The sequence below is a fragment of the Microbacterium sp. NPDC090225 genome, assembly GCF_044772365.1.
Classification (GTDB): domain Bacteria; phylum Actinomycetota; class Actinomycetes; order Actinomycetales; family Microbacteriaceae; genus Microbacterium.
Window position 1 is genome coordinate 2819184 of record NZ_JBIVYS010000001.1, and the last position, 19033, is coordinate 2838216.

15 protein-coding genes are annotated in these 19033 nt (G+C 69.9%); 14 read left to right on the plus strand and 1 reads right to left on the minus strand.

The annotated features are described in order from the left end of the window. Positions 1 to 149: 149 nt before the first annotated feature. Genes ACIQTT_RS13560 through ACIQTT_RS13575 form a run of 4 tightly spaced genes read left to right on the plus strand, consistent with a single transcriptional unit; the run spans position 150 to position 4056 of the window. Positions 150 to 1106, plus strand: a complete 957-nt coding sequence (locus ACIQTT_RS13560) for an ABC transporter substrate-binding protein (RefSeq protein WP_402790883.1) — start codon at positions 150 to 152, stop codon at positions 1104 to 1106. 7 nt (positions 1107 to 1113) lie between these two features. Beyond that, a complete protein-coding gene (locus ACIQTT_RS13565) occupies positions 1114 to 2217 on the plus strand; it encodes an iron chelate uptake ABC transporter family permease subunit (RefSeq protein ID WP_402790886.1) in 1104 nt (367 codons plus the stop codon). A gap of 4 nt (positions 2218 to 2221) precedes the next feature. Continuing rightward, on the plus strand, positions 2222 to 3274 hold the full coding sequence (locus ACIQTT_RS13570) for a FecCD family ABC transporter permease (RefSeq protein WP_402790888.1): 1053 nt from the start codon (positions 2222 to 2224) through the stop codon (positions 3272 to 3274). After that, positions 3271 to 4056: an ABC transporter ATP-binding protein gene (locus tag ACIQTT_RS13575; protein WP_402790890.1), complete on the plus strand. Its 786-nt coding sequence runs from the start codon at positions 3271 to 3273 to the stop codon at positions 4054 to 4056. The genes ACIQTT_RS13570 and ACIQTT_RS13575 overlap by 4 nt, the downstream gene beginning before the upstream one ends. Before the next feature lie 89 nt (positions 4057 to 4145). Here the strand turns inward: ACIQTT_RS13575 and ACIQTT_RS13580 are convergent, their stop codons facing one another. After that, the gene (locus tag ACIQTT_RS13580) at positions 4146 to 5174 is read right to left on the minus strand and encodes a LacI family DNA-binding transcriptional regulator (RefSeq protein ID WP_402790893.1); all 1029 of its coding nucleotides are present in this window, start codon (positions 5172 to 5174) and stop codon (positions 4146 to 4148) included. Between the two features lie 128 nt (positions 5175 to 5302). On the opposite strand from ACIQTT_RS13580, the gene ACIQTT_RS13585 reads away from it, so the two are divergent. The 10 genes from ACIQTT_RS13585 to ACIQTT_RS13630 all read left to right on the plus strand — a co-directional run bounded on the left by ACIQTT_RS13585 (position 5303) and on the right by ACIQTT_RS13630 (position 19005). Continuing rightward, complete coding sequence (locus tag ACIQTT_RS13585) at positions 5303 to 6538, plus strand: amino acid ABC transporter substrate-binding protein (RefSeq protein ID WP_247624608.1); 1236 nt, start codon at positions 5303 to 5305, stop codon at positions 6536 to 6538. Between the two features lie 10 nt (positions 6539 to 6548). Next, positions 6549 to 7433 (plus strand): branched-chain amino acid ABC transporter permease, encoded by an 885-nt coding sequence (locus ACIQTT_RS13590; protein ID WP_402790897.1) that lies wholly within the window; start codon positions 6549 to 6551, stop codon positions 7431 to 7433. Continuing rightward, positions 7417 to 8535, plus strand: coding sequence for a branched-chain amino acid ABC transporter permease (locus ACIQTT_RS13595; RefSeq protein ID WP_402790900.1), 1119 nt, complete (start codon positions 7417 to 7419; stop codon positions 8533 to 8535). Before ACIQTT_RS13590 ends, ACIQTT_RS13595 begins: the two co-directional genes overlap by 17 nt. Next, complete coding sequence (locus tag ACIQTT_RS13600; protein ID WP_247624611.1) at positions 8532 to 9284, plus strand: ABC transporter ATP-binding protein; 753 nt, start codon at positions 8532 to 8534, stop codon at positions 9282 to 9284. The genes ACIQTT_RS13595 and ACIQTT_RS13600 overlap by 4 nt, the downstream gene beginning before the upstream one ends. Continuing rightward, positions 9274 to 10023 carry an ABC transporter ATP-binding protein gene (locus ACIQTT_RS13605; protein ID WP_247624612.1) on the plus strand — a complete coding sequence of 250 codons (750 nt, stop codon included), beginning with the start codon at positions 9274 to 9276 and terminating at the stop codon, positions 10021 to 10023. Before ACIQTT_RS13600 ends, ACIQTT_RS13605 begins: the two co-directional genes overlap by 11 nt. Positions 10024 to 10061: 38 nt before the next feature. Next, entirely contained in the window at positions 10062 to 11264 is a 1203-nt protein-coding gene (locus tag ACIQTT_RS13610) for a Gfo/Idh/MocA family protein (protein WP_247633913.1), read from the plus strand. Between the two features lie 5 nt (positions 11265 to 11269). Further along, complete coding sequence (locus ACIQTT_RS13615) at positions 11270 to 12472, plus strand: dihydrodipicolinate synthase family protein (RefSeq protein ID WP_402790906.1); 1203 nt, start codon at positions 11270 to 11272, stop codon at positions 12470 to 12472. 13 nt (positions 12473 to 12485) lie between these two features. Continuing rightward, positions 12486 to 13373: a sugar phosphate isomerase/epimerase family protein gene (locus ACIQTT_RS13620; RefSeq protein WP_402790909.1), complete on the plus strand. Its 888-nt coding sequence runs from the start codon at positions 12486 to 12488 to the stop codon at positions 13371 to 13373. A gap of 22 nt (positions 13374 to 13395) precedes the next feature. Next, positions 13396 to 14523, plus strand: coding sequence for a glycerate kinase (locus ACIQTT_RS13625; RefSeq protein WP_402791195.1), 1128 nt, complete (start codon positions 13396 to 13398; stop codon positions 14521 to 14523). 309 nt (positions 14524 to 14832) lie between these two features. Further along, positions 14833 to 19005, plus strand: a complete 4173-nt coding sequence (locus tag ACIQTT_RS13630) for a PQQ-dependent sugar dehydrogenase (RefSeq protein ID WP_402790912.1) — start codon at positions 14833 to 14835, stop codon at positions 19003 to 19005. Positions 19006 to 19033: the final 28 nt, after the last annotated feature.

Consider the following 19033-nt stretch of genomic DNA (forward strand, 5'->3'; position numbering starts at 1 on the left):
GGATTCCGCGGGGTGGGCTCTTCGGCAGGCTCAGGGGCCTAATGGAGCGGAGGAGACACGCCCGAGGATGAACTTAGGATTACCTACCCTAACTAAATTCTTGTTACGGTCGAAGGGCTCCCCCTTCCACCGACAGATTGGTCTTCGCCGTGCTCCGCCGGTCCTCTCTCGCTGCCCTCGTCGCCGCCTCCGCCCTGCTCCTCGCCTCGTGCGCCTCGACCGGAGACACCGCGGAACAACCGGAATCAGGGGAGGGCGTCACCCTCGAGCACCCCTCGCTCGAGGGCCTGTCGATCGACTTCGCCGCGCAGCCCGAGAGCATCGTGATGGACTGCTACGCCTACAGCTCGCTGCACGAGTATGGCATCGAGCCCGTCGCCCTCTTCGGCTACGAGTGCGACAACCCCTTCGTGATGGGCGACGCCGACATCTCCGACATCCCCAAGGTGGGCACCGACGGCGAGATCGACGTCGAGAAGCTCGCCGAGCTGCGCCCCGACGCGATCATCGGTCAGGGCACCGCCGACGGCTGGCAGTGGTTCGATGAAGACGTCAATGCGCAGCTCACGCGCGTCGCGCCCTTCGTTCCGCTGCCCGGCAGCGAGACGATCGACGGACGCATCGCCGACACCCGCACGATCGCGGCCTTCTTCGGCGCCGACGTCGAATCCGACGCGATCGTGCAGTCCGACGCCGACCTGGCCGACGCCAAGGATGCCTTCAGCGCGGCGATCGCCGACAGCGGCCTGAACATCATGCTCACCAGCCCCACGAAGGAGATGCTGTACACCGGCGTCGGCTTCGCCCAGGCCGAGCTGCTCGAAGAGCTCGGTGCGACCATCGTCGGCGCCGACGCCCCCGAGACCGGCAACCCGTGGGGCCAGGTCGCCTGGGAGGATGCCTCGACCTACCCGGCCGACATCCTGCTCATCGAGGGTTACAACGACGATTTCTCCTTCACCGCCGACCTCTGGGACGCACTGCCCGCCGTGCAGGCCGACCAGCTCGGCGCCTGGAGCTCGAAGGGCGCCATGACCGCCACGACGTACGCGGCCTGGCTGAACGACGTCGCCGACCTCGTCTCGGCGTCGACGAAGGTCTCCTGACCGTCGGATGAACCCGCAGCCCGCGGCATCCGGGCCCGCCCCGAACACCCTCGTGTCCGGGGCGGACCCGCGTCCGCCCTCGCCCCGCTCCGCCGCCCGTTCCTCCACCCGCTCCGCCGCCGGTCGACGTTGGGTCGGCCTCGTGCCGCTCGCGATCCTCTGCGTCGCGGCCCTCGCCGCCAGCATGCTCGTCGGCTCTCGCGCCGTTCCGCCGGCCGAGGTGATCCAGGCCCTCCTGCACCCCGACCTCGCCGACGCGATCTCGCAGACCGTCTGGTTCTCGCGCGTTCCGCGCACCGTGCTCATCCTCGTCGCGGGTGCCGCCCTCGGCGTCGCCGGAGCGCTCATGCAGGCCGTCACCCGCAACCCCATGACCGACCCCGGCATCCTGGGCGTGAACGCGGGCGCCTCGCTCGCCGTCGTCGTGGGGCTCGCCTTCTTCGGCATGACCGACATCTCGCAGTACATGTGGTGGTCGTTCGCCGGAGCGATGATCACCTCGGTGCTCGTCTTCGTGATCGGCAACACCGGCACCGCCCGCGGCAACCCCGTGCGCATGACGCTCTCGGGCGTCGCGCTCGGCGCGGTGCTCATGGGCTTCTCCTCCGCCGTGCTGCTCACGCACTCCGAGATCCTCGAGAAGATGCGCGGGTGGTCGGCGGGAACCACGGCCTCGCAGCCCCTCGAGGCGACGCTCGCGATCGTGCCGTTCATCGCGGTCGGACTTCTCATCGCCTTCCTCTCATCCCGCTCCCTCGACGTGCTGTCGCTGGGTGAGGCATCCGCTGTCGCCATGGGGGCGCATCCGAACCGCATCCGTCTGGTCGTGCTCGTCGCGATCGCCCTGCTTGCGGGCGGGGCGACGGCCGCCGCCGGTCCCATCGGCTTCCTGGGGCTGCTCGCCCCGCACCTCGCGCGCATGATCGTCGGCCCGCACCAGGGGTGGATCCTCGCGTACTCGGTGCTCATCGCGCCGACCGTCATGGGGTTCGCCGATGTGCTCGGCCGCGTCATCACCGCCGGCGAAGTGCCGGTGGGCGTCGTGACCGCGTTCATCGGAGCGCCGGTGCTCATCTACATGGTGCGGCGCTTCCGCGTCTCGGAGGTGTGACGGGATGACCAGCCTCGACTTCGGCCGGCGCGTGCACCGCATCGGCCCGCGCTCCCGCCCCTTCCTGCTCGTCGACGCACGCTCGGCCCGTCTCTGCGCGGGGCTCTGGATCGCGATCGTGCTCCTCGCCGTCTTCGCGGTGTTCTCGGGCTCGGCGCAGATCACCCCGATCGAGGCGCTCGAAGCGCTCATCGGCCGGGGCGACGCGTACACCTCGATGGTCGTGCTCGAATGGCGTGCGCCGCGCATCCTCCTGGCGGTGCTGCTGGGTGCGTGCCTGGCGATGAGCGGCGCGATCTTCCAGAACCTCACCGGCAACCCGCTGGGCTCGCCCGACGTGATCGGATTCCAGACCGGGTCGTACACGGGCGCGATCGTCGTGATGCTGCTGCTCGGCGGCGGCTCGGTCGAGACCATGGCCGGCGCGCTCGCCGGAGGTGTGGCGACCGCGTTCCTCGTCTTCTTCCTGTCGTCGAAGCGCGGGGCGGTGCGCGGGGTGCGGCTCATCATCGTGGGGATCGCGGTCAGCGCCATGCTCGCCTCGGTGAACGTGTGGATCCTGCTGACGGCCACCGTCGAAGACGCGATCATGGCGAGCCTGTGGGGTGCCGGCAACCTGTCCGGCGTCTCGTGGGCGACGTTCCTCGGGGCGTTCGGCGGATCGGCCGTCTTCCTGATCGCCGCGATGGCGCTGAGCAGACCGATGCGGTTGATGCAGATCGGGATGCCGTTCGCCACCGCCCTGGGCCAGAACGTGCGCGCGGTGCAGGTCGCAGCGATCGTGATCGGGGTGGGGCTCACCGCCCTCGCCACCGCGACCGTCGGACCGATCTCGTTCATCGCGCTCGCGGCCCCGCAGATCGCCCGCCGAGTGGTGCGTTCCGACGGGCTCGCGCTCGGCCCGACCTCCGCCGTCGGGGCTCTGCTGCTGCTGCTCGCCGATGTGGTCGCGCAGCGCATCCATCCCGATTCCCCCCTGCCCGTCGGCATCGTCACGGTGTCGATCGGCGGACTGTACTTCCTGTGGCTGCTCCTGCGAGAGGGAAAGAAGAGATGACCCGACTGATGGTCGATGGCGCAGCCCTCGGTTATGCCGACAAGCTCGTGTGCGCCGATGTGTCCGTCGAGATCCCCGACGGCGCGTTCACCGTGATCGTGGGGCCGAACGCCTGCGGCAAGTCGACGCTGCTCAAGAGCCTGACGCGGCTCCTGCCCCCGACCCGGGGGAGCGTGCTGCTCGACGGCAAGAGCCTGCACGATCTGCCCACCAAGCACGTGGCGCGCGAGATCGGACTCCTCCCGCAGGGGCCGGTGGCTCCGGACGGCATCCGCGTCGTCGATCTGGTCACGCGGGGGCGGTACCCGCACCAGCGCCTGTTCGCGCCGTGGTCGCCGGAGGACGAGGCCGCCGTCGCCGAGGCGATGGACGCCACCGGCATCCGTCATCTGTCGGGTCGGATGGTCGACGAGCTCTCGGGTGGGCAGCGGCAGCGCGTGTGGATGGCGGTGGCGCTCGCGCAACAGACGCCGATCCTGCTGCTCGACGAGCCGACGACCTATCTCGATGTGAGCCACCAGATCGAGCTGCTCGAGCTGTGCCGTACCCTCAACCGCACGCAGGGGCACACGCTCGTCGCGGTGCTGCACGACCTCAACCAGGCCGCCCGCTACGCGGATCACGTCATCGCGATGAAGGACGGCGAGGTGGTCGCGACCGGCACGCCCGGCGAGGTCATCACCGAGTCGCTCGTCGCCGACGTCTTCGGGCTCGACGCCCGGGTCATCCTCGACCCCGAGTCGGGGAGCCCGCTCGTCGTGCCGCGCTGGCCGCACGGCTGAGTCCCGGGGGTGGGAGGGGCGTGAGGGGTCACGACACGCCGCGAACGGATGCAGGGGCGCGGCGTGTCGTGACTCCTCGGTGAGGAGCGTCAGCCGCGCGGCGCCGCCGTCGACGCGCGCACGATCAGCTCGTGCGAGGTCGCGATCGTGCGGGCCTCGTCGCTCGCGGGGCGCAGGATGAGTGCGACGGCGTGCTGCCCCATCTCGAACATCGGGATGCGGGCGGTGGTGAGCGCGGGGGCGACGTCGGCGGCGACCGCGATGTCGTCGAAGCCGACGACCGACAGATCGTCGGGAACGCGGATGCCGTGCTGGCGCAGTTCGCTCAGGATGCCGATGGCCATGGCGTCGTTGAGGCCGACGATCGCGGTGAGGCCGCGGCCCCGGAACTCGCCGTCGATCAGTTCGCGCGCCCCCGCGATGCCGCCCTCGCGCGTGAACTCCTTCGAGACCACGGTGAGTTCGACGTCGGCATCCGCGATGCCCTCGCGGAGACCGGCGATGCGATCGGCGACGGTGTTGAGCTCGAGGGGGCCGGCGACGACGCCGATGCGACGGTGCCCGAGGGCGGCGAGGTGCGCGCCGACCGAGACGCCGGCGCGGTGGTTGTCGGGCAGCACGGCGTCGATCGGCAGGTAGTGACGGCCGATGACGGCGGCGCGACCGCCGGCGAGCGCGAAGTCGGCGAGCGCGGCGGTCATCTTCTGCTCGTGCTCGGGGTCGGCGTAGCCGGAGCCGGCGATGATGATCGATCCCACGCGCTGCCGGAGCAGCGCCTGCACCTGCGCGAGCTCGCTCTCGGGGGTGCGGTCGGCCTGGGCGATCTGCACGGAGCGGTTCTCGAGGGTGGCGCTGCGGATGACGCCGCTGGCGATCTCGGAGAAGTACGGGTCGCCGATCTCGTGCACCAGCAGACCGATGGTCGGCACGAGCCCGCCGGCGAGGCCCCGCGCGTGCAGGTTGGGTTCGTACCCGAGCTCCTGCGCGACGCGTCGCACGTGGGCGGCGACCTCGGGCGAGATGCCCGAGCCCCCGCTCATCGCGCGGGAGGCGCTCGCCAGGGAGACCCCGGCCGCCTCGGCGACGTCCACGAGTCGCGGCGTACCTGTACGCTTCACGAAAACCTCCCCCTGGAGCAAAATCGACGCTGATCGCGCTGTGGGTTGCTCTCGTTCTTCCACGCAAGTATAGTGGCGGAAGCGCTTACGAAAGCGCTTTCGCTTACGATGACGTAGGAGACACCCGCATGACTGCACGCCGCCAAGGTCGACGGATTGCCGCAGCGATCGGATCGTTGACGATCGCCGCCCTCACGGTTTCGGCCTGTTCCGGAACCGGTGACCAGTCGGAAGGGGGTGGATCGGACGACCCCATCGTCATCGGCATCTCGCTGCCGCTCACCGGCGACTTCTCGGAGCCGGGCAAGGGCGTCGAGCGGGGCTACGAGGCCTGGCGAGACATCATCAACGAGAACGGCGGACTGCTCGGTCGCCAGGTCGAGCTGAAGATCCTCGACGACCAGTCCAACGCCGACCGCGTCGTCTCGGACTACGAGTCGCTCATCGCCCAGGACGGCGTCGACCTGGTCTTCGGCCCGTTCTCGACCCGCCTGGTCGTGCCCTCGGCGCGTGTCGCGCAGGAGTACGGCATGCTGTTCGTCGAGCCGGCGGGAGCCGCGGCCGAGGTGTTCGAGCAGGGCTTCGACAACCTCTTCTACGCCGCCCCCGCGATCGCGAACGACCACTACAACAACCTCGCCGACTACCTGCTCGCTCTTCCCGAGGACCAGCGTCCCGAGACGGCGGCCGTCGCCGCGATGGACGACCCCTTCGCGCAGGGCACCGCCTACGGCCTCCGCGACAAGCTCGAAGAGGCCGGCGTCGAGATCCTCGTCGACGAGGTCTACCCGCCCAACACGACCGACTTCTCGACGATCGCGGCGAAGATCGCGCAGTCGGATGCCGACATCGTGATCGGCGGCACCCAGTACCAGGACGCGGTCAACCTGATCATCGCGCTGCAGCAGCTGAACTACCAGCCCGAGCTCGCCGCGTTCTCGACCGCCCCGACCAACCCCGAGTTCGCCGCGGCGATCGGCGGGGCGACCGAGGGCATCCTGGCTCCCACCGGCTACTCGCCCGACTCGCAGTTCCCCAGCAACATCGAGTTCGTCGAGAAGTACACCGAGATGCACGGCAACCCGCCGGCCGAGGACGAGGCGAACGCGTACACGACCGGCCAGGTCGTGGCCGCGGCCGTCGAGGCCGTCGGCTGCGCCGAGCAGGGCGAGTGCCAGCAGCAGCTCATCGACTGGCTCCGCGACAACGAGGTGGAGACCGTGGTCGGACCCCTGAGCTGGGACGAGACGGGCAAGCCCACCGGCGCCCACCTCATCCAGCAGTGGGTCGGCGGCGAGATCCGCATCGTCCTCCCCGAGGACGTCAAGGAGACCGACTTCCTCTTCCCGAAGCCGACGTGGTGATCCGCACATCGTGAGTGGTTCTCTTCTTCTCCAAAGCCTGATCCTCGGTGTGCTGCTGGGAGGGCTCTACGCCCTCTTGGCCGCAGGCCTCACCCTCTACTTCGGCATCATGCGCGTCGTGATGATCGCGCACTCCGCGTTCCTCATCCTCGCCGCGTACCTCGCCTGGTGGTTCAACCGCGAGACCGGGCTCGACCCGCTCCTCTCGCTGGTCGTCACCGTGCCGCTGTTCTTCCTCACCGGCGTCGTGATGCAGCGGCTGTTGGTGTCGCGTCTCAAGCCGCTGACGCTGACCATGATGTCGGTGCTGCTCACCTTCGCGGTGGCGCTGATCATCGAGGGAGCGCTCGGGTTCTTCTTCTCGGGCACCCAGCGGCGCATCCCGCTGCCGTACGCCAGCGCGAGCCTCGACTTCTTCGGCGCCTCGGTGCCGGTCGTCAAGCTCATCGCGTTCGGCCTCGCAGCCGTGGCGCTCGCCGGCCTCTTCGTGCTGCTGAAGTACACGAAGTTCGGCCAGGCGCTCCGGGCCACGATCCAGCATCCGGAGGCGGCGCGGCTGGTCGGCATCAACACCGACCGCGTCGCGGGCTACGGCTTCGGCCTCGGCCTCGCGACCGCCGCGATCGGCGGCACCGCGCTCTCGCTCGATGCCACGATCTACCCGTCGCTGCACTGGCACTGGATCGGCCCGCTCATGGCGATCATCGTCGTCGGCGGTCTCGGCAGCATCCCGGGCGCGGCCATCGCGGCGCTCGTCCTCGGAGTCGCGCAGAGCCTGCTGCAGCTCCCCCTCGGACCCACGTGGGCGCAGACGATCTTCTACGTCGCCCTGTTCGCCACGCTGATGTTCCGCCCGCAAGGATTCTTCGGAGGTCGTCTTGCCCAGCGTTTCTAGCCGCGAACCGATCGCGACCGAGACGGTCGTCATCGCTCCGCCCGCTCCCACCCGCCGTCGCTCGACGACGTGGATCAAGCTCGCCGCCCTCATCATCGGCGCGGCGCTCATCCTCTCGTTCCCGACCATCGCCCCGAACCCGTACATCCTGTCGGCGGGCGTCGTCATCCTCAACTACGCCGTGCTGTCGACGGGGTGGAACTTCATGGGCGGGTTCACGGGGTACATCTCCCTGGGCCACGCCGCCTACTTCGGGCTCGGGGCCTACGGCACCGCGCTCCTGATCAAGTACTTGGCGCTGCCGGGCTTCGTCGCCTGGGTCCTCGCCGCCCTGCTCGTCGCGGTCATCGCGATCCCGATCGGCATCGCCGCCCTCCGGGTGCGCGGAGCGTCGTTCGTGATCGTCTCGATCGCCTTCGTGCTCATCATGCTGCTGGTCTTCCAGAGCTGGCGCGAGGTGACCGGAGGCTCCGAGGGACTCAACGTCCCCCGGCCGTTCCCGGGCATGCTGCGCCCCGAGCATCACCGCGTGTTCTTCTACCTGTTCGTCGCCCTGCTCGCGTTCGCGCTGCTGGTGTGGTGGATCATCGACCGGTCGAAGTTCGGCACCGCGCTCAAGTCCATCCGCGAGGACGAGGACAAGGCGCAGTCGCTGGGCGTGCCGACCACCCGCTACAAGCTCATCGCCTACATCCTCTCGGCGCTGTTCGTGTCGCTGGGCGGCGGGCTGTACGCGCTGTGGTTCGGCGACCTCGACCCGATCTTCCAGTTCTCGATCCTCATCGGCTCCTACATGGTGCTCATGGCGCTGCTCGGCGGGGTGCGCAACCTCTTCGGCCCGCTCCTCGGGGCAGTCGTCGTGGGTGTCGCCCTCGAGTACTTCAAGCTCGAGTTCGGCGACACGCAGTTCCACCTCATCGCCACCGGCATCCTGCTCGGCATCGTCGTGCTCTTCATGCCCGACGGCGTCATCCCCGCGGTGCGCAACCTCGTCACCCGCAAATCCGACCAGGCCTCGATCCGCGAGGTGACCGCCGGCGAGCTGCTCGAGCAGAACGAGAAGCGAACAGCGGATGCCGCGGCGAAGGAGACGTCAGCATGAACGCCGCTACCACCACGCTCGACAGCCTCAGCACCGTCGAGATGACCAAGAGGTTCGGCGGCGTGACCGCGGTCGACGCCGCGACGGTCACCTTCCAGGAGGGCAAGGTCAACGGCCTGATCGGGCCGAACGGCTCGGGCAAGACGACCTTCTTCAACTGCGTGACCGGCATGATCAAGCCGGACTCCGGCGAGGTGCGCTACCGGGGGCAGGCGATCACCCGCAAGTCGCCCGACCGCATCGCCCGTGCGGGCATCGGCCGCAGCTTCCAGCTGTGCCGGGTCTTCCCGCGGATGACCGTGATGGAGAACCTGCTGGTCGCGGTGCGCAGCACGAGCATCCGCCAGCAGCTGCGCTCGGCGCACGATCCGGAAGAGCTCGAGCGCGCCCGCGGCTGGCTACGACGCGTCGGCATCGATCACCTCGAGCACGCCGAGGCCCGCAACCTCAGCTACGGCCAGCAGAAGCTGCTGGAGCTCGCGGGTGTGCTCATGGGCGAGCCCGACACGATCATGCTCGACGAGCCCGCCGGTGGCGTGAACCCCGCCCTCATCGGGCGCATCGCGACCCTCGTGCGCGAGCTCAACGAGGAGGGCAAGACCTTCATCATCGTCGAGCACAACATGGAGATGGTCATGAGCCTGTGCGACCACGTGATCGTGTTCGACCGCGGGCGTCCGATCGCCGCGGGCACCCCCGAGATCATCCAGCAAGACCCGCGAGTCCTGGAGGCCTACCTTGGAGTCTGAAGCGAAGAACCTGCTCGAGCTGCGCGACATCGAGGCCGGGTACGGCCGGGCGGCGCTCGTGCTCCGCGGTCTCACCGTCGAGGTGCCGCCGGGATCGGTGGTCTGTCTCGTGGGGCCGAACGGCGCCGGCAAGTCGACCGTGCTGAAGGTCGCGAGCGGCATGCTCAAGCCGCGCTCGGGGAAGATCGAGGTCGACGGCCGCGACATCACCGGCGAGGGCCCGCAGTCGATGCTGCGCCACGGCCTCGCCCACGTGCTGCAGGGCCACAGCGTCTTCCGCGAGATGACGGTCGGCGAGAACGTGATGCTCGGTGCCTTCACCCTCAAGGACCAGAAGGTGATCCACGAGCGCGTGGAGTTCGTGCAGAACCTCTTCCCCATCGTGGGGGAGCGGTGGAAGCAGCTCGCCGGGCTCCTCTCGGGCGGCCAGCAGAAGCAGGTCGAGTTCGCCCGGTCGCTCATGGTGAGCCCCAAGGTCGTGCTCCTCGACGAGCCGTCGATGGGCCTCGACCCCAAGACCACCGAGAAGGTTTTCGAGCAGATCGTGCGCATGCGCGATGCCGGAACCGCGGTGCTGCTCGTCGAGCAGAACGCGCGACGGGCGCTCGAGACCGCCGACATCGGCTGCGTGCTCGACCTCGGTCGCGTGCACATCTCGGGTCCGGCATCCGAACTGCTCGCCGACCCCACCCTCGCCGCGCTCTACCTCGGCGGCAAGCCCGCCGCGGCCGGCAACTGACTCGCATGAACAGCACCCTGACGGAAGAACGGAACGAGATGTCACTCACCACCACCGCCTCTCCCGAGGCTCCCGCATCCGCTCCCGCGAAGACGCGCGAGATCGGCATCATCATGAACGGCGTCTCGGGACGCATGGGCTACCGCCAGCACCTCGTGCGCTCGATCCTCGCGATCCGCGACGAGGGTGGCATCGAACTCTCCGACGGCACGAGGGTGACGGTGCGGCCGCTCCTCGTCGGCCGCAGCGAGACGAAGCTCGCCGAGCTCGCCGAACGCCACGGCATCGCCGACTACACGACGGATCTCGATGCGGCGCTCGCCGATCCGCAGTGGGAGATCTACGCCGACTTCCTCGTGACGAAGGCGCGGGCCACGGCGTTGCGCAAGGCGATCGCGGCGGGCAAGACGATCTACACCGAGAAGCCGACCGCCGAGTCGCTCGAGGAGTCGCTCGAACTCGCCCGCCTCGCCCGCGAGGCCGGCGTCAAGACCGGTGTCGTGCACGACAAGCTCTACCTCCCCGGTCTGCAGAAGCTCAAGCGACTGATCGACTCGGGCTTCTTCGGGCGCATCCTCTCGGTGCGCGGCGAGTTCGGCTACTGGGTCTTCGAGGGCGACTGGCAGCCCGCGCAGCGCCCGAGCTGGAACTACCGCACCGAGGACGGCGGCGGCATCATCGTCGACATGTTCCCGCACTGGAACTACGTGCTCGAGAACCTGTTCGGCACGGTCGAGAGCGTCTACGCGCAGGCGGCCGTGCACATCCCCGACCGCTGGGACGAGCACGGCGAGCGCTACATCGCCACCGCGGAGGACGCGGCGTACGGCATCTTCGAGCTGGAGGGCGGGGCGATCGCGCAGATCAACTCCTCGTGGACCGTGCGCGTCAACCGCGACGAGCTCGTCGAGTTCCACGTCGACGGCACGCTCGGCTCGGCCGTCGTCGGGCTCTTCGGCGCCAAGATCCAGCACCGCAACGCCACGCCGAAGCCGGTGTGGAACCCCGACCTCGCCGACGACCACGACTACGCGGCCGACTGGGCCGGCGTGCCGACGAACGAGGTGTTCCAGAACGGCTTCCGGCAGCAGTGGGAGGAGTTCCTGGAGTCGTACGTGCTCGGCACCGACTACGCCTTCGACCTGCTCGCGGGCGCGCGCGGTGTGCAGCTGGCCGAGGCCGGGCTCGCGTCGTCGCGCGAGGGGCGCAAGATCGAACTGACCCCGCTGACCGAGGGGTGACGGGCATGGGCGCGCTCACCCTGCTCGCCCCGGACGGCTCGACCACGACGGTCGAGCTGTCCGCGGCGCCCGCCTACACCCGTCCCGACGGTCCGTTGCAGAGCCGTGTGGCCTACGCCGCGGCGCACGTCGTGCCGAAGGTCGCGGGAGACAACACCCCGGGGCGTCCCGCCGAGATCGACTGGGATGCGACGCTCGCCTTCCGCCGCCACGCCTACGCGTGGGGGTTGGGCGTGGCCGACGCGATGGACACCGCCCAGCGCAATATGGGACTGGATGCCGCGGCCACCCGCGAGCTGATCTCGCGCTCGGCCGCGGTCGCCCGCGAGGAGGGCGGCGCGGTCGTCGTCGGGGTCAACACCGACCACGTCGACGACGAGCAGATCACGGTGGATGCCGTGATCGACGCCTACAAGACGCAGCTGCACTTCACCGAGGAGCAGGGTGCCGGCCCCGTGATCATGGCGTCGCGCCACCTGGCCCGCGCCGCCCGGTCGGCCGACGACTACCGCCGGGTGTACCGCGAGGTGCTGGGGGCGGCGACGACCCCGGTCGTGCTGCACTGGCTCGGCACCGCCTTCGACCCCGTGCTGCAGGGGTATTTCGGCTCGGACGACTGGCGCGCGGCATCCGATGTGCTGATCGAGATCATCGGCGAGAACCCCGACAAGGTGTCGGGCGTCAAGATGAGCCTGCTCGACGCGGCGTCCGAGGTCGCCGTGCGCGACCGCCTGCCGGACGGCGTGCGCATGTTCACCGGCGACGACTTCAATTACGTCGGCCTCATCGGCGGAGCGGACGTGCCGGATGCCGCGCAGCCCGTGAGCGAGGCGGCCGAGCCGCGTCGGCACTCCGACGCGCTGCTCGGAGCCTTCGCGGCGCTGACGACGTCGGCCTCGGCGGCGATCCAGGCGCTGGATGCCGGCGACCCCGGCCGCTACCTCGAGATCCTCGGCCCGACCGAGGCGCTGAGCCGGCAGATCTTCGCCGCACCCACCTTCTACTACAAGACGGGGGTCGCGTTCATGTCGTGGTTGAACGGACACCAGCCCGCGTTCCAGATGGTCGGCGGCCTGCACTCCGCGCGCAGCCTGCCGCACCTGTCGCGCATCGTCGAGCTCGCGAACGAGGCGCGCGCGTTGGAGAACCCCGACCTCGCGGCCGGCCGCTGGCACGCGCTGCTGAAGCTGAACGGAGTCATCGCATGAACGGAGTGCTCGCATGACCGCGCCCGATCCCCGGCTGTCGATCAACCAGGCCACCATCAAGCACGCCGACCTCCGTACCGCTCTCGAGGTCACGCGCGGGGCCGGCATCGAGGCGATCGGTCTCTGGCGCGAACCCGTGCAGGCCGTCGGCCTCGCGACCGCGGCCACGATGCTCGCCGACTCGGGGCTGCGCTTCACCACGCACTGCCGCGGCGGATTCTTCACGGTGCCCGACGGCGATGCCCGACGCGCATCGCTCGACGACAACCGCGTCGCGATCGACGAGACGGCGGCGCTCGCCGCTGCCGGGGCGCCCGGGTCGACCGCCGTGCTGGTGCTCGTCGCCGGAGGGCTGCCCGAGGGTTCGCGCGACATCGCCGGAGCGCGCGAACGGGTGCGCGACGCGATCGGCGACCTCGCGCCCTACGCAGCGGAGGCGGGGGTGACGCTCGCGATCGAGCCGCTGCATCCGATGTACGCGACCGACCGCTGCGTCGTCTCGACGCTCGGACTCGCGCTCGACATCGCCGCCGACTTCGACGCGCAGGTGGTGGGCGCCGCGGTCGACACGTTCCACATCTTCTGGGACCCCGACGTGCTCGCGCAGATCGCCCGCGCCGGACGCGACGGGCGCATCGCGACCTATCAGGTGTGCGACTGGAAGACCCCGCTGCCCGCCGACGTGCTGCTCAGTCGGCACTATCCCGGCGACGGCGTGATCGATCTGCAGACCCTCACCGAGGCCGTGGTCGCCACCGGGTACGACCGCGACATCGAGGTCGAGATCTTCCACGCCGACATCTGGGCCGACGATCCCGCCGCCGTCGTACGGCGCACGGCCGAGACCTTCGGGCGCAGCGTCTCGCCGTTCCTCGCGCCCGCGCTCTCGCGCCCCGCGTAGTGTCGTGAGCGTGACCCCGAGCGTGCACACCGTCGTCTTCGCCCCCGACAGCTTCAAGGGCACGATCGGTGCCGCCGACGTCGCCGCCGCGCTCGCCGCGGGGTGGGGCTCGGTGCGCCCCGGCGATCGTGTGGTGCTGCGGCCGATGGCGGACGGGGGAGAGGGCACGGTCGATGCCTTCGCCGCCGCGGTCGACGGTGCGGTGCGCGTGCCGGTGCGGGTGACGGGTCCGGACGGTGCGCCCACGGATGCCGCGTGGCTGAGGCTGCCCGCGACGCCCGACGCCCCGGGAGGCACGGGCGTCGTCGAACTCGCCTCCACGAGCGGCATCGAACTGCTCGGCGAGCGGCGCATCGGGGAGGAGGCGCACACGCTCGGATTCGGACAGGCGATCGCCGCCGCCCTCGACGCCGGGGTCTCGCGCCTCGTGCTCGGGATCGGGTCGAGTGCGTCGACCGACGGCGGGACCGGGATGCTGACGGCGCTGGGCGCGCGGTTCCTGGACGCGTCCGGGGCGCCGATCGCGGTCGGTGGCCGCGGGCTCGCCGAGCTCGCGTCCCTCGATCTGACCGGGCTGCGCGCTCTGCCCCCGGGTGGCGTTCTCGTGCTCAGCGACGTGACGAATCCACTGGTGGGTTCGCTCGGGGCGGCGGCGGTGTTCGGCCCGCAGAAGGGGCTCACGGGCGACGCGATCGCGCGCGCCGATGCGGGACTCGCGCGACTCGCCTCCGTGCTGCCCGTCGATCCCGAGACCCCGGGTGCCGGCGCGGCCGGAGGCACCGGCTTCGGCCTGCTGGCCTGGGGTGCGCGACTCGTGGCCGGTTCGGCCGAGGTCGGCGAACTCGTGGGGCTCCCGGGTGCGCTGGCCGAGGCATCCGCTGTCGGTCCTACCCTCGTGATCACCGGCGAGGGCGCGTTCGACGGGCAGTCGGGAGCCGGCAAGGTGCCCTCGTACGTCGCGGCCACTGCGGTCGGCGCCGGGGTCGATGCTCTCCTCGTGGCCGGGCGGATCGATGCGGATGCCGACACCTCGGTGTTCGCCGCGCACGCCTCGCTGACCGAGCTCGCGGGGTCGGGGGAGGCCGCGATGCAGGACCCGGCGCGCTGGCTGCGGGATGCCGGGGCAGTGCTCGCGCGCTCGCCGGGCTGACCCCGGGGTGGGCCCTTCGACAGGCTCAGGGACCCAGTAGGTGCGTCGGGGTGGGGCCCTTCGACAGGCTCAGGGACCCAGTGGCGTGAAGCCGGGTCGCTGAGCCTGTCGAAGCGTCCCCGCCCTCGGCACAGATGACTCTTGCCTCCCCCGCGCCTGCGCGCTAGCCTCGACGAAAGCGGTTGCGAAAGCGCTTACGCATGCGCTTCCGTGATGCTGATCGCCCTCCCCTCTGCAGTGCCGCCCCGGGGAGGCGCGCGACACCACACCGGCACGACACCACACGACGATGACGTTGAGAGGTCTCTGATGCAGAAGCGAAACACACGGTCGACGAGCGCGAACCGGCGAACGGATGCCGTGCCACCGGGAGGCAGGCGCCACCGCAGAGCCGGGGCGGCCGCCATCGCCGCGGCCATGATCGGCACCCTGCTCGCCGCCACCCCCGCGACGGCCGATGCCACCTTCCCCGAGGTGATCGACTTCGAGGGCTACGAGCGCACGGCGCTGAACGGACAGGACGGGTGGACGGCATCCGCCGCTCCTCGCGTCGTCGCCGACCCGCTCAACGGCAACAACCAGGTCGTCGAGTCGGTCGGCGGCGGGCAGCAGGCCTTCCGCGAGATCCCGGCGATCGCCGACGGAACGACGGGCACGCTGTTCTTCCGCTTCCTGCGCACCGGCAGCGTCGACACCTCGTTCGGGCTGACCGACGTCGACGCTCCGAACGACTACGCGCACAGCCGCGCGTACGTGAACAACCAGAACGACGACGTGCTGCGCGTCCGCGACGGCGGGGCCTTCAAACCCGCCGGCGTCTGGTCGCGCGACGCCTGGCAGTGCGTCTGGATCGTCGCCGACAACGCCACCGACAAGGTCGCCGTCTACAGCCAGGGCGGCGCCTACGACGAGATCACCCGCCTGCCCGAGGGCACCGAGCAGCAGTTCGGCTTCCGCCAGGCCGTGAACGGCGACCTCGACCGGTTCTTCTGGAAGAACGGCGCCACCAGCACCGGACGCCTGCTCCTCGACGACGTCGCGGTCGACACCACCGGGGAGAACCTGGCGATCGCCACGGGCAACGAAGGCGACTGCGCTCCCGGCGAGACGCCCGCCGAGCCCCTGCTGAATCCGCTGCCCGACCCCGAGCTCTCGAGCCTGGGCATCGAGGTCACCGAGCTCGCCCAGCTGCCCGAGTCGACGACGACTCCGGCCACGCAGGACCCGCGCCTCGTGCGGCACAACCGCATCACGCACCTCGACGAGGTTCCCGACGACTCGGGCCGCCTGATGGTGCCCGACAACAACGCGATCCTGTACCTCGTCGACAAGGCATCCGGCGAGTACGTGCCGTATCTCAACGTGCGCGACGAGTTCGTCGACAACTTCCACAACAGCGCGGGCCTGGGCACCGGACTCGGCGCGGCCGAGTTCCACCCGGACTTCGCCGAGAACGGGCTCTTCTACACCGTGCACACCGAGGGCGGCACGGCACTCACCGAGGACACCCCCGACTTCCCTGCCTACGGCAACACGCAGTTCCACAGCGTGATCACCGAGTGGACGGCATCCGATCCCTCGGCGGAGACCTTCGAGGGCACGCACCGCGAGGTCATGCGCATCCCCTTCGGCGGACGCGTGCACACGGTGCAGCAGATCGCCTTCAACCCGACGGCCGCAGAAGGCACCGCCGAGCACGGCATCCTGTACATCCTCGTCGGCGACGGAGGTAACGGCGTCGGCAACGGCAACCCGCAGGATCTTGCGACCCCGCAGGGCAAGGTGTTGCGCATCGACCCGACCGGTGACGACAGCGAGAACGGCGCGTACGGCATCCCCGCCGACAACCCGTTCCTGAGTGACGCGGACGCGCTGCCCGAGATCTACGCGGTGGGTCTGCGCGACCCGCACCGCATCAGCTGGGATCCCGAGGGCGACCACACCATGTACCTCGCCCACATCGGCGAGTGGCAGGTCGAGTCGGTCTACGCCGTCGAGCCGGGCGACAACTTCGGTTGGTCGGTGCGCGAGGGCTCGTTCCTCGCCGAGAACCGGCAGATCTTCCCGCTGCCAGAGAACGATGCCGAGTTCGGCTTCACCTACCCGGTCGCCGCCTACGACCACAACCGCGACCCCGGCCAGACCGGTGATGCGGGCGTGGCCGTGAACGGTGGCTTCGTCTACCGCGGCGACATCGAGGCGCTGCAGGGCCGCTACCTGTTCACCGATCTGGTGCGCGGCTGGGTGCTCTCGACGCAGGCCGACGAGATGGTTCGCAACGCGGGTGACCCCGACGACCTCGCCACGATCGAGGAGCTGCGGGTGTTCGAGGACGGCGAGGAGACCACGTTCCAGGAGCTGGTGGGCGACACGCGCGTCGACCTGCGTTTCGGATCGGATGCCGACGGCGAGCTGTACCTCGTCTCGAAGGCGAACGGCAAGATCTGGAAGGTGACGGGAGCCCGCGAGGCTGGTCCGTCCTCCCCGTTCGTGCTGCCGGAGCTCGCACCGAACGTCGTGACCCACCACGACTTCGACCACCCGGGCGCCGACCCGACGGTCGAGGTCGACCAGGGGCGCTCGGGCACCGACATCGCGCTGATCAACGGCGGCGTCGAGCAGCGGGTGGCCGATCGTGCCTACCCGGGAGCGGGCAAGGCGCTGCAGACGCAGCAGATGAGCCCGACCACGGCCTCGAACGACGACTGGAAGGCCGGGGTCTACGACGCTGCGGGCGTCGACACGCTCGGTGACTTCGCCGGTGCCGAGGAGATCTCGGTGATGGGCTGGTTCAAGCCCACCGGCGATCACCCGGCACTGAACTCGGGCACCGCCAACCCCGACGACGTCTACAACGCGATCGGCCTCGCGGGCGTGCTCACCGGCACCTCCGACGGCCACGCCGTGCGGGCGCTGCTCGAGGTGATCACGGTCGACGGTGAGCTCAAGCTCGTCGCCCTCGGCCGCCGTGTCGACGGTGCGGGGTCGTGGACGTTCGCGGCCGATCTGCCGTGGGACGAGATCCTGAAGAAGGGGCAGTGGGTGCATCTCGCCGCCACCTTCGACTTCGCCGGCGGCGAGATGAAGCTGTACATGAACGGCGAGGAGCTCGCCGGGCGGTACACGGCGGCGAACCCGTGGGGTGGGGGCGCGACGAGTGACACCACGCCCGCGGGCATCAAGATCGGCGGCAGCTTCCCGCAGAACACCCGCGAGGCGAACCCGTTCCACGGCCGCATGGACGACGTGATGCTGCTCGACACGGTGCCCACCGCCGAGCAGATCGCGGCGCAGTACGCGCTCTACGCCGTGCCGCCGGTCGAGCCGCCGACCCCCGCCGCCTGCACGCCCGACGGGCAGGTCATCACCGACGTGATGGGCGAGGAGAACTGGACGCCGCGGACGCCCGCCAAGTGGGACTTCCCCGGTGATCAGATCGTGCTCACCGAGGCGGGCGCGAACCCGAACGACGGCATCCGTCGGCCCTTCGAATACGCCGTGCTGACCGAGGGCCCCGAGCTCGGGTCGTTCGATCTCTCGGCCCAGGTGCGCATCGACGAGAAGGCGTCGGTCAACAACCGCGACGTCATCATCGTGTTCGGGTGGAAGTCCGACACCGAGTACTCCTACGTGCACTTGTCGAAGGACAACACGATCTACCCGCACAACGGCATCTTCACGGTGAACAAGGCCGACCGTGTGCGGGTCGACGATCAGTGGGACGGCACGGTCGGTGCCCCGCCGGCGATCACCGACGAGGAGTGGCACGACGTGCGCGTGGTGCGCTGCGACACGGGTGAGGTGGCCGTCTACCTCGACGGGCTCGACACCCCGCTGCTCACCGCCACCGACACCACGTTCCCGGAGGGCCGGGTGGGGTTCGGCTCGTTCGACAACTTCGGGCGCCTGCGCGACCTGACGGTCACGGCGGCTGCGACCGACACCACGGCTCCGGCCGTGACGGTCAAGACGGATGCCGGGACGACGGTGGGCCGTGACGGCGTCTACTCGAAGGTCTCGTTCAAGCTGCACGACGAGGGGCTGGTCTCAGGCCTCGCGCTCAACGGCGTCGAGAAGGACGTGACGGATGCCGTCTGGTCCGACCTCAACGGGGTGAAGCCGGGGGTGTTCGGCGCGGTGGAAGGCGCGAACACCCTGGTCGTGCGCGATGCCGCGGGCAACGAGACGACGGTGCGGTTCACGCTCGACGTCACGCCGCCCACCGTCACGCTCAAGACCGGATCCGCGTTCACGATCGGCGCCGACGGCGTCTTCTCGAAGGTGTCGTTCAAGCTGAACGACGCCTTCAAGATCGACCGCGTGACGGTGAACGACACCGGCACCGATCTGAGCGACAACGTCTGGTCCGACCTCAACAACGTGAAGCCGGGGTCGTTCGGCGCGGTGGTCGGCGAGAACGTGCTCACCGTGCACGACGTGGCGGGGAACGTGACGGAGGTGAGGTTCACGCTCGTGCCGTAGGCGCGGCATCCGCTGTGGGCGGCGCTGC